General features: G+C 59.2%; 12 protein-coding genes. 7 read left to right on the top strand and 5 right to left on the bottom strand.

The window, feature by feature from the left end:
• Nucleotides 1-153: 153 nt before the first annotated feature.
• The gene (gcl, locus tag VNV36_RS16875) at nt 154-1,929 is read right to left on the bottom strand and encodes a glyoxylate carboligase (RefSeq protein WP_042607573.1); all 1,776 of its coding nucleotides are present in this window, start codon (nt 1,927-1,929) and stop codon (nt 154-156) included.
• Between the two features lie 268 nt (nt 1,930-2,197).
• On the opposite strand from gcl, the gene VNV36_RS16870 reads away from it, so the two are divergent.
• Complete coding sequence (locus tag VNV36_RS16870; RefSeq protein WP_325718744.1) at nt 2,198-2,638, top strand: GlcG/HbpS family heme-binding protein; 441 nt, start codon at nt 2,198-2,200, stop codon at nt 2,636-2,638.
• A 211-nt stretch (nt 2,639-2,849) separates the two neighbouring features.
• Nucleotides 2,850-3,308: an REP-associated tyrosine transposase gene (locus VNV36_RS16865; RefSeq protein WP_325718743.1), complete on the top strand. Its 459-nt coding sequence runs from the start codon at nt 2,850-2,852 to the stop codon at nt 3,306-3,308.
• A 121-nt stretch (nt 3,309-3,429) separates the two neighbouring features.
• On the opposite strand, the gene VNV36_RS16860 is transcribed toward VNV36_RS16865, so the two are convergent.
• Nucleotides 3,430-4,038 carry a TetR/AcrR family transcriptional regulator gene (locus tag VNV36_RS16860; protein ID WP_325718742.1) on the bottom strand — a complete coding sequence of 203 codons (609 nt, stop codon included), beginning with the start codon at nt 4,036-4,038 and terminating at the stop codon, nt 3,430-3,432.
• A 134-nt stretch (nt 4,039-4,172) separates the two neighbouring features.
• Here VNV36_RS16860 and VNV36_RS16855 point away from each other — a divergent pair, with 134 nt between their 5' ends.
• Complete coding sequence (locus VNV36_RS16855) at nt 4,173-5,087, top strand: DUF808 domain-containing protein (protein WP_325718741.1); 915 nt, start codon at nt 4,173-4,175, stop codon at nt 5,085-5,087.
• A gap of 125 nt (nt 5,088-5,212) precedes the next feature.
• Here VNV36_RS16855 and VNV36_RS16850 read toward each other — a convergent pair whose 3' ends face one another.
• A complete protein-coding gene (locus VNV36_RS16850) occupies nt 5,213-6,001 on the bottom strand; it encodes an MlaA family lipoprotein (protein ID WP_325718740.1) in 789 nt (262 codons plus the stop codon).
• Nucleotides 5,994-7,292: a lipid asymmetry maintenance lipase MlaY gene (gene mlaY / locus VNV36_RS16845; RefSeq protein ID WP_325718739.1), complete on the bottom strand. Its 1,299-nt coding sequence runs from the start codon at nt 7,290-7,292 to the stop codon at nt 5,994-5,996. Before mlaY ends, VNV36_RS16850 begins: the two co-directional genes overlap by 8 nt.
• A gap of 224 nt (nt 7,293-7,516) precedes the next feature.
• On the opposite strand from mlaY, the gene VNV36_RS16840 reads away from it, so the two are divergent.
• Nucleotides 7,517-7,885, top strand: coding sequence for a hypothetical protein (locus tag VNV36_RS16840; RefSeq protein WP_325718738.1), 369 nt, complete (start codon nt 7,517-7,519; stop codon nt 7,883-7,885).
• A gap of 95 nt (nt 7,886-7,980) precedes the next feature.
• On the opposite strand, the gene VNV36_RS16835 is transcribed toward VNV36_RS16840, so the two are convergent.
• Nucleotides 7,981-9,576 carry a glycoside hydrolase family 17 protein gene (locus VNV36_RS16835; RefSeq protein ID WP_325718737.1) on the bottom strand — a complete coding sequence of 532 codons (1,596 nt, stop codon included), beginning with the start codon at nt 9,574-9,576 and terminating at the stop codon, nt 7,981-7,983.
• Between the two features lie 287 nt (nt 9,577-9,863).
• Here VNV36_RS16835 and VNV36_RS16830 point away from each other — a divergent pair, with 287 nt between their 5' ends.
• The 3 genes from VNV36_RS16830 (at nt 9,864) to VNV36_RS16820 (ending at nt 12,923) form a co-directional block, all read left to right on the top strand.
• Nucleotides 9,864-10,715 carry a glycine betaine ABC transporter substrate-binding protein gene (locus tag VNV36_RS16830; RefSeq protein ID WP_325718736.1) on the top strand — a complete coding sequence of 284 codons (852 nt, stop codon included), beginning with the start codon at nt 9,864-9,866 and terminating at the stop codon, nt 10,713-10,715.
• A 241-nt stretch (nt 10,716-10,956) separates the two neighbouring features.
• Nucleotides 10,957-11,268: a DUF485 domain-containing protein gene (locus VNV36_RS16825; protein WP_325718735.1), complete on the top strand. Its 312-nt coding sequence runs from the start codon at nt 10,957-10,959 to the stop codon at nt 11,266-11,268.
• Nucleotides 11,265-12,923, top strand: coding sequence for a cation acetate symporter (locus VNV36_RS16820; RefSeq protein WP_325718734.1), 1,659 nt, complete (start codon nt 11,265-11,267; stop codon nt 12,921-12,923). The genes VNV36_RS16825 and VNV36_RS16820 overlap by 4 nt, the downstream gene beginning before the upstream one ends.
• The last annotated feature ends 301 nt before the right edge of the window (nt 12,924-13,224 follow it).

Genomic DNA, 13,224 nt, shown 5'->3' with positions numbered 1-13,224 from the left:
TGAGGTCTCCTGTGGGAGCGAGCCTGTGTGGCGAGGGAGCTTGCTCCCGCTGGGCTGCGTAGCAGACCCAGGATTTTGAGGGCCGCTTCGCGCCCCAGCGGGAGCAAGCTCCCTCGCCATATAACTCGCTCCCACAATGAGAGCGGTCAGCAGTTAATCGAGCAACGAAATCGCCGTCGGCGCGTCATTGCCGACCAGTGCCAGGTCTTCAAACTCGTTGACCGCGTTGATCTCGGTACCCATGGAGATGTTGGTCACACGCTCCAGAATGATCTCGACGATCACCGGCACCTTGAACTCTTCGATCATCTGTTCGGCCTTGCGCAGGGCAGGGGCGATTTCCGATGGTTCGAACACACGCAGCGCCTTGCAGCCGAGGCCTTCGGCAACTGCGATGTGGTCAACCCCGTAACCGTTGAGTTCCGGCGCGTTCAGGTTATCGAAGGACAGCTGCACGCAGTAGTCCATTTCGAACCCGCGCTGGGCCTGACGGATCAGGCCCAGGTACGAGTTGTTCACCACAACGTGGATGTACGGCAGTTTGAACTGAGCGCCGACTGCCAGTTCTTCGATCATGAACTGAAAATCATAGTCCCCCGACAGGGCCACGACTTTACGGTTCGGATCGGCCTTGACCACGCCCAGCGCTGCCGGAATGGTCCAGCCTAACGGGCCGGCCTGACCGCAGTTGATCCAGTGACGCGGCTTGTAGACGTGCAGGAACTGCGCGCCGGCAATCTGCGACAGACCAATGGTGCTGACGTAGCAGGTGTCCTTGCCAAACACCTGATTCATTTCTTCGTAAACGCGCTGCGGCTTGACCGGCACGTTATCGAAGTGAGTCTTGCGATGCAGGCTGGCCTTGCGCTGCTGGCAATCCTGCAGCCATGCGCTGCGGTTTTTCAGTTTGCCGGCGGCTTGCCATTCACGGGCCACTTCAATGAACACGGTCAGCGCGGCGGCGGCGTCGGAAACGATCCCCAGATCCGGCGTGAACACACGGCCGATCTGCGTGCCTTCGATATCGACGTGAATGAACTTGCGACCTTCGGTGTAGACGTCAACCGAACCGGTGTGACGGTTGGCCCAGCGGTTGCCGATGCCCAGCACCACGTCGGATTTCAGCATCGTCGCGTTGCCGTAACGGTGCGACGTCTGCAGGCCGACCATGCCGACCATCAACGGGTGATCGTCAGGGATGGTGCCCCAGCCCATCAGAGTCGGGATGACCGGTATACCGGTCAGCTCAGCGAACTCGACCAGCAGATCGCTGGCGTCGGCATTGATGATGCCGCCACCGGCCACCAGCAACGGACGCTCGGCCTGATCCAGCAAAGCCAAAGCCTTCTCGACCTGCACGCGGGTCGCAGTCGGTTTGGCCAGTGGCAGCGGTTGGTAAGCGTCGATGTCGAATTCGATCTCGGCCATTTGCACGTCGAACGGCAGGTCGATCAGCACTGGGCCCGGACGGCCGGAGCGCATTTCATAAAAAGCTTTCTGGAAGGCGTAAGGCACTTGGCCCGGCTCCAGAACCGTGGTCGCCCATTTGGTGACTGGCTTGACGATGCTGGTGATGTCGACAGCCTGGAAGTCTTCCTTGTGCATACGGGCGCGGGGTGCCTGGCCGGTAATGCAGAGGATTGGAATCGAGTCGGCCGAGGCGCTGTAGAGCCCGGTGACCATGTCGGTACCGGCCGGGCCGGAAGTCCCGATGCACACGCCGATGTTGCCGGCCTTGGTGCGGGTGTAGCCCTCGGCCATGTGCGAGGCGCCTTCAACGTGGCGAGCAAGGACGTGATCGATGCCGCCGACCTTCTGCAAGGCGGAGTACAGCGGGTTGATCGCTGCGCCCGGGATGCCAAAAGCGGTATCAACCCCTTCGCGGCGCATCACCAGAACGGCGGCTTCGATTGCTCTCATTTTGCTCATGGTTTTGTGCCTCTTTACGTTTTGTAATTGTATACAAGTGGCTTTGCGCAGAGTGTATTCACGGCGGACGGCGCAGGTCAATCCATTTTCTCAAGCGCCTGTTTCATTCTTCGACAGCCCGCTCTGCTGTGGCTTTTCGTCGCATGTGGCGCTTTTCGAGAATTATTGTATACAAAAAAATAACTCATTGTGTTCTATTTGTGCCATCGGACTGCGGCACAAACGCGCAGTCCCACGACTTTCCCTATAACAAAATGAGGACGGCACCATGAGCGCTTTAACCTTGAAAGTCGCAGTCAACCTGATTAGCGAAGCCATCAATGCAGGGCGCGGCATCAACGCCGCGCCGCTGACCATCGCAGTGCTCGACACCGGCGGCCACTTGATCGCCCTGCAACGCGAAGACGGCGCCAGCCTGCTACGCCCCGACATCGCCATCGGCAAAGCCTGGGGCGCCATCGCCCTGGGCAAAGGCTCACGCCTGCTCGCCCAGGACGCCCAACAACGCCCGGCCTTTTTTTCTTCGCTGAACAGCATGGGGCAGGGCAGCGTTGTGCCGGCACCGGGTGGCGTTTTGATTCGCAGTCAGGCGGGTGAAGTGCTGGGCGCGATCGGGATCAGTGGGGATTTGTCGGATGTGGATGAGCAGGTGGCGATCAGAGCGGTGGAGGCGCTGGATTTGAGGGCGGATGGGGGGGTAGTTTCTTGATTGTAGGCGTCTGGTTAACCGCTTTCGCGAGCAGGCTCGCTCCCACATTGCTTTTGGCCGGACACAAAATGTCTGAATCGCTGAAGCCCTCTGTGGGAGCGAGCCTGCTCGCGATTACGATCTTCGCTACACAGCTTGTTAAAACCCTGGCGCTCTCTTCGCTATTTCCCCGGCTAGCCTTTTCATGATCAACATATGAGAAGGCAATGGAATGCCGGGTTTATCTGCTTCACATCGCTTGCGCATCGGACGCTATTCAGAACACAACCGCATTTATCTTTTGACCGCCAATACCGCCGGGAGAGAACCCATATTCAGTGATTTTTTCCTGGGCAGATTGCTTGTAACTCAGTTCCGGGCAGCCGAAGAGATGGGGGTGGCCAGCTCTCTGGCTTGGGTCGTCATGCCAGCTCACTTTCATTGGCTGATTGAATTGAAAAAAGGCTCGCTCAGTGAGGTGATGCAGCGAACCAAGTCCCTCAGTACCAAAGCAGTAAAGCGTTCTACCGGTCGGGAGGCCAGCATTTGGCAGCCGGGTTTCCATGACCGGGCGCTGCGTAAAGAGGAGAATCTGGTGAGGATGGCTCGGTATGTGATTGCCAACCCATTGCGGGCAGGGCTGGTCGATAGCCTTGGCGATTATCCGTTGTGGGATTCGATTTGGTTATGAGTCAAAGTCTGAGTTGCCGCTATTCGCGAGCAGGCTCGCTCCCACATTGGATTTGGCGTGGACACAAAATGTCCCAACCCCCTGTGGGAGCGAGCCTGCTCGCGAAGCGGTTTCGGCGGTCTCACTGATCCGGCTCACACCCCTTCAACACCAACCGGATAATCGTCTGCGTTGCCGCTTCATAATCCGCCTCGTCCAGCTTGTCTTTCCCGGTCACTGCGGAAATCTGCCAGTCGAAGTCGGCGTAGGTCTGGGTGGCGGCCCAGATGCTGAACATCAGGTGGTTGGGGTCGATCGGGGCGATCTGGCCGCGGTCGATCCAGCTCTGGATGCAGGCAATGTTGTGCCTGGCCTGGCTGTTGAGCTGTTCGACCAGGTCAGCGCTCAAGTGCGGGGCGCCGTGCATGATTTCGCTGGCGAACACTTTGGAGGCGTAGGGCAGGTCGCGGGAGATGCGGATTTTCGAACGAATGTAACCGCTCAGCACTTCGCTCGGCACGCCGTCCGGGTTGAACGGGGTCGAGGCCTGCAGAATCGGCTCGATGATGCTTTCCAGCACCTCGCGGTAGAGGTTTTCCTTGGATTTGAAGTAGTAGTAGACGTTGGGCTTGGGCAATCCCGCCTTGGCGGCGATGTCGCTGGTTTTGGTCGCTGCGAAGCCCTTGTCGGCAAACTCTTCGCTGGCGGCGCGCAGGATCAGTTCTTTGTTACGCTCGCGAATTGTGCTCATAAACCCGGTGGTTCCTTGCCTGTTCTGGCGGTGGCGCATGGTAGCACCGGCCTTGAGCGGCGCTCAACAATGCACCTTGTGGCCGGCGGTCGCGTATGCTTGGCAACATTCATACATAGAAGGAAACAGGATTCATGGCAGGAAGCAGTTTGCTGGTGCTGATCGATGACATCGCCACCGTTCTGGATGACGTTGCATTGATGACGAAAATGGCCGCCAAGAAGACCGCCGGGGTGCTCGGTGATGATCTGGCGCTCAATGCCCAGCAGGTTTCGGGCGTGCGCGCCGAGCGGGAAATTCCCGTGGTCTGGGCGGTAGCCAAGGGCTCGTTCGTCAACAAACTGATCCTGGTGCCGTCGGCGCTGGCGATCAGCGCCTTTGTGCCGTGGCTGGTGACGCCGCTGTTGATGGTCGGCGGTGCGTACCTGTGCTTCGAGGGTTTCGAAAAGCTTGCGCACAAGTTCCTGCACAGCAAAGAGGAAGACGACGCCGGGCATGCGCAACTGACTGAGGCCGTCGCCGACCCGGCCACCGATCTGGTGGCGTACGAGAAGGACAAGATCAAAGGCGCGATCCGCACCGACTTCATCCTCTCGGCAGAAATCATCGCCATCACCCTCGGCACCGTGGCGGACGCCTCGCTGACGCAGCAAGTGGTCGTCATGTCCGGCATCGCCATTGTCATGACCGTCGGCGTTTACGGCCTAGTGGCCGGCATCGTAAAACTCGACGACCTGGGGCTGTGGCTGACGCAGAAACCCGGGCAGATGGCGAAAAAAATCGGCGGCGGTATTCTCAGTGCCGCACCGTACATGATGAAAACCCTGTCGGTGGTCGGCACGGCGGCGATGTTCCTGGTCGGCGGCGGCATCCTCACCCATGGCGTGCCGGTGCTGCATCACTGGATCGAAGGCGTTGGCGCAGCGGCAGGCAGTGCCGGGTTTGCCGTGCCGATGCTGCTCAATGGTGTTGCGGGGATTATCGCCGGCGCCGTGGTACTGGCGGTAGTGACTGTTGTTGGCAAACTCTGGAAAGCGCTCAAGGGTTAATCAACAACACATAACAAATGTGGGAGCGAGCCTGCTCGCGAATGCGCAAGTCCAGTCAATATTCATATCGACTGAAACTCCGCTTTCGCGAGCAGGCTCGCTCCTTGTGTTTTGCGGCCTCCGATTTACTCGGCGATCTGCAACTTGCGCGCCTCGGTGTACACGTACCGCACTTTCTCGTACTCGAACGGCGAGTTCATCTGACCGTAGCGGAAGCTGGTCTGGTAGCGCTTGTCGATCGCGCGCAGGGCCCAGACTTCCGGGTGGTTGGAGCTGACTTCCGCCACATTGAGGAAGTTGATTGCGGTGTCGGCGGTGTAATCCACGGCGAGACCTGCAGTGTCGCGCAGGTTCGACGGGCCGAAGATCGGCAAGACGAAGTAGGCGCCGCCCGGTACGCCGTAGAAGCCCAGGGTCTGACCGAAGTCTTCGTTCTGGCGCGGCAGGCCCATGGCGGTGGCCGGGTCCCACAGGCCGGCGATGCCGATGGTGGTGTTGAGCAGCAGGCGCGCGGTGGTTTCCATCGAGCGCTGGCCCTTGAACTGCAACAGGCTGTTGACCAGATTCGGCACATCGCCAATGTTGTTGAAGAAGTTGCTCACCCCGGTGCGCACGAAGCTTGGGGTGATGTAGCGATAACCATCGACCACCGGCAGGAACACCCACTGGTCGAACCGGTAATTGAAGTGGTAGACCCGGCGGTTCCACGACTCCAGCGGGTCGTAGACGTTCAGCGCGTTGAGCGTCGAACGTTCGAACTCACGCTGGTCCAGGCCCGGGTTGAACTTGAGTTTGGTCAGCGGTTCCTTGAAACCGTCGCTGTCGACCACCACCGGTGCATCGGCTTTGCTGTTGTCGGCCTGGGCCACGCCTGCACAGAGGAACGCTGCAATCAGCAGGAGATATTTAGCCACGGAAGAACTCCAGCATGGCGTCGCTGTTGACGCGGTAGTTAAGGTTGCCGCAGTGGCCGCCCAGTGGATAAACGGTCAGGCGATCACCGAAGGTCTTGCGCAGAAAGCCCAGGTCGCCCGGGCCGAGGATGACGTCGTCGGCGTTGTGCATCACGGCGATTTTCGGACTGTCGTGCAGGTAATCCTTGAGCGCATACAGGCTGACCTGATCGATCAGTTGCAGCAGGCTGCCGCCGTCGGTGCGCGCGCGCCACATCGGAATAACCTGTTCGGTGATGTAGCAGTCGAAGTCGCATTGCAGCGCACGCTTGAGGAACGGCGTGAGGCTGGTGCCTTCGGTGATGGGGAATTTCGGCGGGGTGATCAGGCCGCGACGGTTGACCAGGTCCGAGGTGTAGGCGATATCGGCCGCCGAGAAGCGGAACGAAGTACCGATCAGCATGGCCATCTGTTCGTTGGTCAGATGCTGCTTGGACTGCTGGAAGTCATACAGCAGTGCATCGTTGAGATCGATGTAGCCTTTCTGCTGGAAGTAGCGGGTCAGCTTGGCCAGTACCAGTTCATAGAACGTGGTGCTGTTGTTGATGCCCTTGACCTCGGTCTGGACCAGTTTGTCGAGGTTGGTCACCGAGGTGTACAGGTTGACCGGCGGGTTGAGCAGCAGGACTTTCTTGAAGTTGAAGCTGCGGCGGGTCTCGTCCAGATGCGCGACAAATGCGGCATCCAGGGCGCCAAGGCTGTAACCGGTCAAGTAATACTCGGTGACCGGCAGCTTCGGATTCTGTGCCCGTACTGCCTGCATCACCCGGTACATGTCTTCGGCATCTTCTTTGGTCACGCCCGGGGTGGCGAAACGCGAGGCGGCGCTGATGAAGTCGAAACTGGTCGGCGACGACAACTGCACAACGTGATAGCCGGCCTTGTAATAGAGTTTTTTCAGGTATTCGTTGAGCGTGCTGTCAAAACGCGCGCCGGTGCCGGCGATCAGGAAGATCAGTGGCGCCGGCTTGTCCTGTGTAGCGATGCGGTAGGTGAGCTTCTTGACTGCCCAGAAATTGTCCGGCAACTGGAACTCGCGCTCCGGGCGCAGGGTGACGCTGCGGTCCGATTGATTGATGTCGTCGTCCAGCGGCAACTCCGGACGCAGGTCCGGCGGAGTCGTGGCGATCGTCGCCTCGAACGGGTTGGTCAGCGGGTAGCCATAGCTGGCGGCGTCGATATCCACCGCCAGTGCGGACGCACTCAAGATAAGGCCGCTGAACAGCGCGGCGAAGCGCAAGGAACGGAGCATGAATGGATCCCTTAGAGGAAGGTGCCGATTGAAGTTCGCAGGCTATGACCACCGGCCACGCGCCAAAGTGCCATGCTGCGGCACCAAACAGGCGGAATTCGGGGTAATAGTAGCTGGACGATACACGTTGCGAGGGCTCGCTGAACAGTTAACAGTTGTTAGTGCTTGCGAATGCCGGTTGGCAGATTAAGCTGGCCGCCGATTTCCACCGATTGGAGTGCTCCATGTCCCGCCGTTTGCCCGTGATTGTGCTGCTCGTTTTGTTGCCCCTGTGGCTGGCTGCCAGTTACGCCGCACGTTATGGCTTCATGGAAGACGGGCAGTGGGTGGGCCTCTGCGTTGACGAGGCCAGTCGCTGGGAATGCGTTGTGCGTTCGAACCTCGGGCTGATGATTCATTTCAAGGTGCTGGGCTGGGCAGCGGTGGGTGCTGCGGTATTGGGCTTTTTTGTGCCCGGGCGGGCAGGGTGGTGGCTGGCGGCACTGGCGCTGGTGTTCGGGTTGCCGGCACTGGCGTTGTACAACACCACGTTGGCGGTGTTTGCCGTAGTAATTTCCGGGCTGCGCCTGGTCAGATCTTCTCGCGGCGCCTGACAGAAAGGATCGCAGCCTTCGGCAGCACCTACATTGGAATGCCGTACACCCTGTAGGAGCTGCCGAAGGCTGCGATCTTTTGATCTCGCTGTTGCTCAACCTTTGCGAACCCGCAGGCAGCGCCACAACGCCACCACCATCAAGCCGCTGACCAACGCCCACCCCCAAGCCTGCTGATTCTGCAATCCTTCCTGATACAACTGCGGCGCAATCCCTGCACCGACGATAAACGTCAGTAGCGCGATCTCCCGACGCGGCACGCTCGCAGGGCGGCACAGGTACACCAGTGCCGGCAGTACGAACGCCATGCTGGCGAAACTGCGATAGCGCGGATCGAAGACCATCTCCAGCATCATCACCGCCGCGGCAAAGCCTGCCGCCGCCACCAGCCAGCCGGCACGACGCTCGAGGACATCGAATGCGCGTAAACGCCAACCCGTACGCGCACTCAAGGTCAGTGCGGCATGCGCCAGCACCAACAGATTCAACCCGGTCAGCAAGCCGACCCACAGCCATTCGCCAGCGAACCGCGTGGTCAGCCGCGCCAGATCGCCCCAGGCGCCAATCGAGCAAGCAGCGACGGCACCAAGCAGCGGCAGCAGCAGTGCCGAACGTGTGGTGCGAACGGCACCGCCAAGGATCAGCGTGCCGAGGAAAATCAATGCGCCGACCGCCAGCCACGCTTTCCAGTACGGCACATTGCTCACCGGGCCGGCGAGCACGCCCTTGTCCTGACGGTCGGCATCGAACAGCCCCCAATAGCCACCGACCGCGCCTTCACTGCCGCGTTTCCATGGCTGATCAAAGGCTTCGATCAGGTTGTAACGCCAGCCTTCCTGCTCGGCCATCGCCACGAAGCCACGAATGAATTTCGCCTCGTTGACCCGGCTCGGCACGGCGGTTTCGCGCTGGCGGCCTTCGCTCGGCCACCCGGTTTCACCAATCATCACGTCTTTGGGCGCGAATTTATGGCCGAACACCTGGCGCACATCTGCGACATGTTGCAGCGCTACGTCGATGTTGGAGGGATCGTCTTCCCAATAGGGCAGCAAATGGATGGTGAGGAAGTCCACAGCCGGGGCGACTTCCGGGTGCTTGAGCCAGAATTCCCAGACGTCGGCGTAGGTCACCGGTTGCTTGACCTGGCTCTTGACCTTGTTGATCAGCCGCACCAGTTGCGCGCCAGTGACCTCTTTGCGCAAGAGCGCCTCGTTGCCAACGATCACCGCGGTAATTACGTCGGGATTGGCATTGGCCGATTTGATCAGCAGCTCGACTTCCTGCTCGGTATCCACCGAATTGCTGTTGACCCACGCGCCGATCATCAACTTCAGACCGTGTTTGCGCGCAAGAACGGGCAGGGCTTCGAGGCCTGTCATCGAATAGGTGCGAATACATTCGAAGCGTGTCGCCAGCAGTGCAAGGTCGGCGTCCATGCGCTCCGGCCGCAACTTGAACGGCACGTCGAACGGCGACTGGTCCTTGTCGAACGGCGTGTAGGAGGCGCATTGCAGCTTGTGCGTCGGCGTTGCAGCGTCGGGCAGGATCACCGGTTGGCCGAGGCCATACCAGAAACCGCCAAGGGCCAGGAGCCCGAGCAGGCAGGCGAACAGATAGGGCAGAAAAGGAAATCGGAACGTCGCGGACATGGTCAGGCCGAGTGGCAGCAAAGCGACGCATGTTACCTGCATTTATAGAAGGGCAGGTGGCTTGCAGGCGTTGTACATGCAAAGTTCGGGCGGATTGTCCGGCGCCAATTAATCTCGCTTGATTAATGGCTTTCTGATGTCGTTTCTCGTTGCCTTGAGGTCGCTGACAGAGCAGGTCGACCAAGGCGCGAGGTTGATGATCAATCCATCAGTACTCCACTGATGTTCCAGCGAGTTTGCAGTCGGGCGTGATGGGGGCGCTGTGCACCATAACAATACGTTGACGATGCCCGGCATCCGTCGGGCGCAGCATTTCGGGGAAGTAAACGATGAAGATGCGACGACTTTTAGGCGCAGGTGCCGCTCTGGTGCTTGCGATGAGTTCCACTTTCGCCAACGCTGAAAAACAGACCCTGAATATCGGTTACGTTGACGGCTGGTCCGACAGCGTCGCGACCACTCACGTGGCGGCCGAAGTGATCAAACAGAAGCTCGGCTACGACGTGAAGCTGCAAGCCGTCGCCACCGGGATCATGTGGCAGGGCGTGGCCACCGGCAAACTCGACGCCATGCTCTCGGCCTGGCTGCCGATCACCCATGGCGATTACTGGACGAAGAACAAGGATCAGGTCGTCGACTACGGCCCGAACTTCAAGGACGCAAAAATCGGCCTGATCGTGCCGGAGTACGTAAAAGCCAAGTCGATCGAAGACCTGAAAACCGATGACACCTTCAAAAACCGTATCGTCGGCATCGACGCCGGTTCAGGCGTGATGCTCAAGACCGATCAGGCGATCAAGGATTACGGCCTCGACAAGTACAGCCTCAAGGCCAGTTCCGGCGCCGGCATGATTGCCGAACTGACCCGCGCCGAGAAGAAAAACGAATCCATCGCCGTCACTGGCTGGGTGCCGCACTGGATGTTCGCCAAGTGGAAACTGCGCTTCCTCGACGATCCGAAAGGCGTGTATGGCCAGGCTGAAACCGTTAACAGCATCGGCAGCAAAGGCCTGGAAGCCAAAGCGCCGGAAGTGGCCAAGTTCCTGAAAAACTTCCAGTGGGCATCGAAAGACGAAATCGGCGAAGTGATGCTGGCGATACAGGACGGCGCCAAGCCTGATGCAGCGGCCAAGGACTGGGTGGCCAAACACCCGGATCGCGTGGCTGACTGGACCAAATAATCTAAACACCGCTACAGCCCATGTGGGAGCGAGCCTGCTCGCGAATGCGGTCTGTCAGTTGATGCAATATCGACTGACACGACGCCATCGCGAGCAGGCTCACTCCTACAGTTGTTTTGTGTGTGCTTGAAAATGGCAAAAACATCATGGCCATCTACTACTAAGGTCGTCTGGAACCTCTCTCGCAGCCGAATACATTAGCTACGTTCCAACAATAATTTGTGCTGCGAGGATAAAAACAATGAACGACAGCATTTACCTCTCGATTCAAAACAGTCCCCGATTCAAGGAGCTGGTTCGGAAAAGGGAACGATTCGCCTGGATTCTCTCGGCAATCATGCTTGGGCTTTACTCCGCATTCATCCTGCTGATCGCGTACGGGCCGCACGTGCTCGGGGCGAAACTCAGTCCGCAATCTTCGATCACCTGGGGCATCCCGATCGGTGTCGGCCTGATTGTCTCGGCGTTCATCCTGACCGGCATCTACGTGCGCCGTGCCAATGGGGAGTTCGACGACCTGAACAATGCGATTCTCAAGGAGGCTCAGCAATGATCCGGCGTCTGATGGCTCTACTGAGTGTTGCCGCGTTCACCCCCGGTGCCTGGGCGGCTGACGCTCTGACCGGTGCCGTGGCCAAGCAACCGCTGAATATCCCGGCGATCCTGATGTTCGTGGCCTTCGTCGGTGCGACGCTGTACATCACCTACTGGGCATCGAAGAAAAACAACTCGGCTGCCGACTATTACGCCGCGGGCGGCAAGATCACCGGTTTTCAGAACGGTCTGGCGATTGCCGGTGACTACATGTCGGCGGCGTCCTTCCTGGGCATTTCCGCGCTGGTGTTCACCTCTGGCTACGATGGCCTGATCTACTCCATCGGCTTCCTGGTGGGCTGGCCGATCATTCTGTTCCTGATCGCCGAGCGCCTGCGCAACCTGGGTAAATACACCTTCGCCGACGTCGCGTCCTACCGCCTCGGGCAAACCCAGATCCGCACCCTGTCGGCCTGCGGTTCGCTGGTGGTGGTGGCGTTCTACCTGATCGCGCAAATGGTCGGTGCCGGCAAGCTTATCCAGCTGCTGTTCGGCCTCGATTACCACGTTGCGGTGATTCTGGTCGGTGTGCTGATGTGCCTCTACGTGCTGTTCGGCGGCATGCTCGCAACGACCTGGGTGCAGATCATCAAGGCTGTGTTGCTGCTGTCCGGTGCCTCGTTCATGGCGTTGATGGTGATGAAGCACGTCGGCTTCGACTTCAACACGCTGTTCTCTGAGGCGATCAAGGTTCACGCCAAAGGCGAAGCGATCATGAGCCCGGGCGGTTTGGTCAAGGATCCGATTTCGGCGTTTTCGCTGGGTCTGGCGCTGATGTTCGGTACCGCTGGCCTGCCGCACATTCTGATGCGCTTCTTCACCGTAAGTGACGCCAAGGAAGCGCGCAAAAGCGTGCTGTACGCTACCGGCTTCATTGGCTACTTCTATATCCTGACTTTCATTATCGGTTTCGGCGCGATTCTGCTGGTCAGCACCAATCCGGCTTTCAAAGATGCGGCGGGCGCCTTGCTCGGCGGCAACAACATGGCGGCGGTGCACCTGGCCAACGCGGTCGGCGGCAGCATCTTCCTGGGCTTCATTTCGGCGGTGGCATTCGCAACCATTCTTGCGGTGGTAGCCGGTCTGACCTTGGCCGGTGCTTCGGCGGTCTCGCACGACCTCTACGCCAGTGTGATCAAGAAGGGCAAGGCCAACGAGAAGGACGAGATTCGCGTTTCGAAGATCACCACCATTGCCCTGGCGGTGCTGGCGATTGGTCTGGGCATTCTGTTCGAAAGCCAGAACATCGCGTTCATGGTCGGCCTGGCGTTCTCTATCGCGGCGAGCTGCAACTTCCCGGTGCTGCTGCTTTCGATGTACTGGAAGAAGCTGACCACCCGCGGCGCGATGATCGGCGGCTGGCTGGGTCTGGTGAGTGCGGTGGGTCTGATGATCCTCGGCCCGACCATCTGGGTGCAGATCCTGCATCACGAGAAGGCGATCTTCCCTTACGAGTATCCAGCGCTGTTCTCGATGATCATTGCGTTCATCGGCATCTGGTTCTTCTCGATCACTGACAAGTCGGCGGCTGCGGACAACGAGCGGGCGCTGTTCTTCCCGCAGTTTGTGCGTTCGCAGACGGGGTTGGGGGCGAGTGGGGCGGTTTCGCACTAAGAGATCAGCTGCAAGCTTCAAGCTTCAAGAAAACGCCCTGGTTGAGAGATTGGGGCGTTTTTTTTGTGGGCGGTTATCGGTTGGTTTGGTGTGTATATCCGTTGCTGCGGTAACGGCGGCTTAGGGTTTCGCCCTTACGGCGACTCACTTTTTTTACAAACGCCTAAAAAAAGTAAGCAAAAAAACGCTTGCTCCTGCGTTCGGCCCTCGCAGGCTCGGGTTCCTTCGCTGCGCCCGGATCGGTTCCGTAACGAAGGAACCCCGAGCTTTAGCGAGCGGGCCGTACGCCGGAGCAAAGCCT

It is taken from the genome of Pseudomonas sp., assembly GCF_035554175.1.
Classification (GTDB): domain Bacteria; phylum Pseudomonadota; class Gammaproteobacteria; order Pseudomonadales; family Pseudomonadaceae; genus Aquipseudomonas.
The sequence above is the reverse complement of the archived record's forward strand: the minus strand, read 5'-3'. Positions and strand labels throughout refer to the sequence as shown.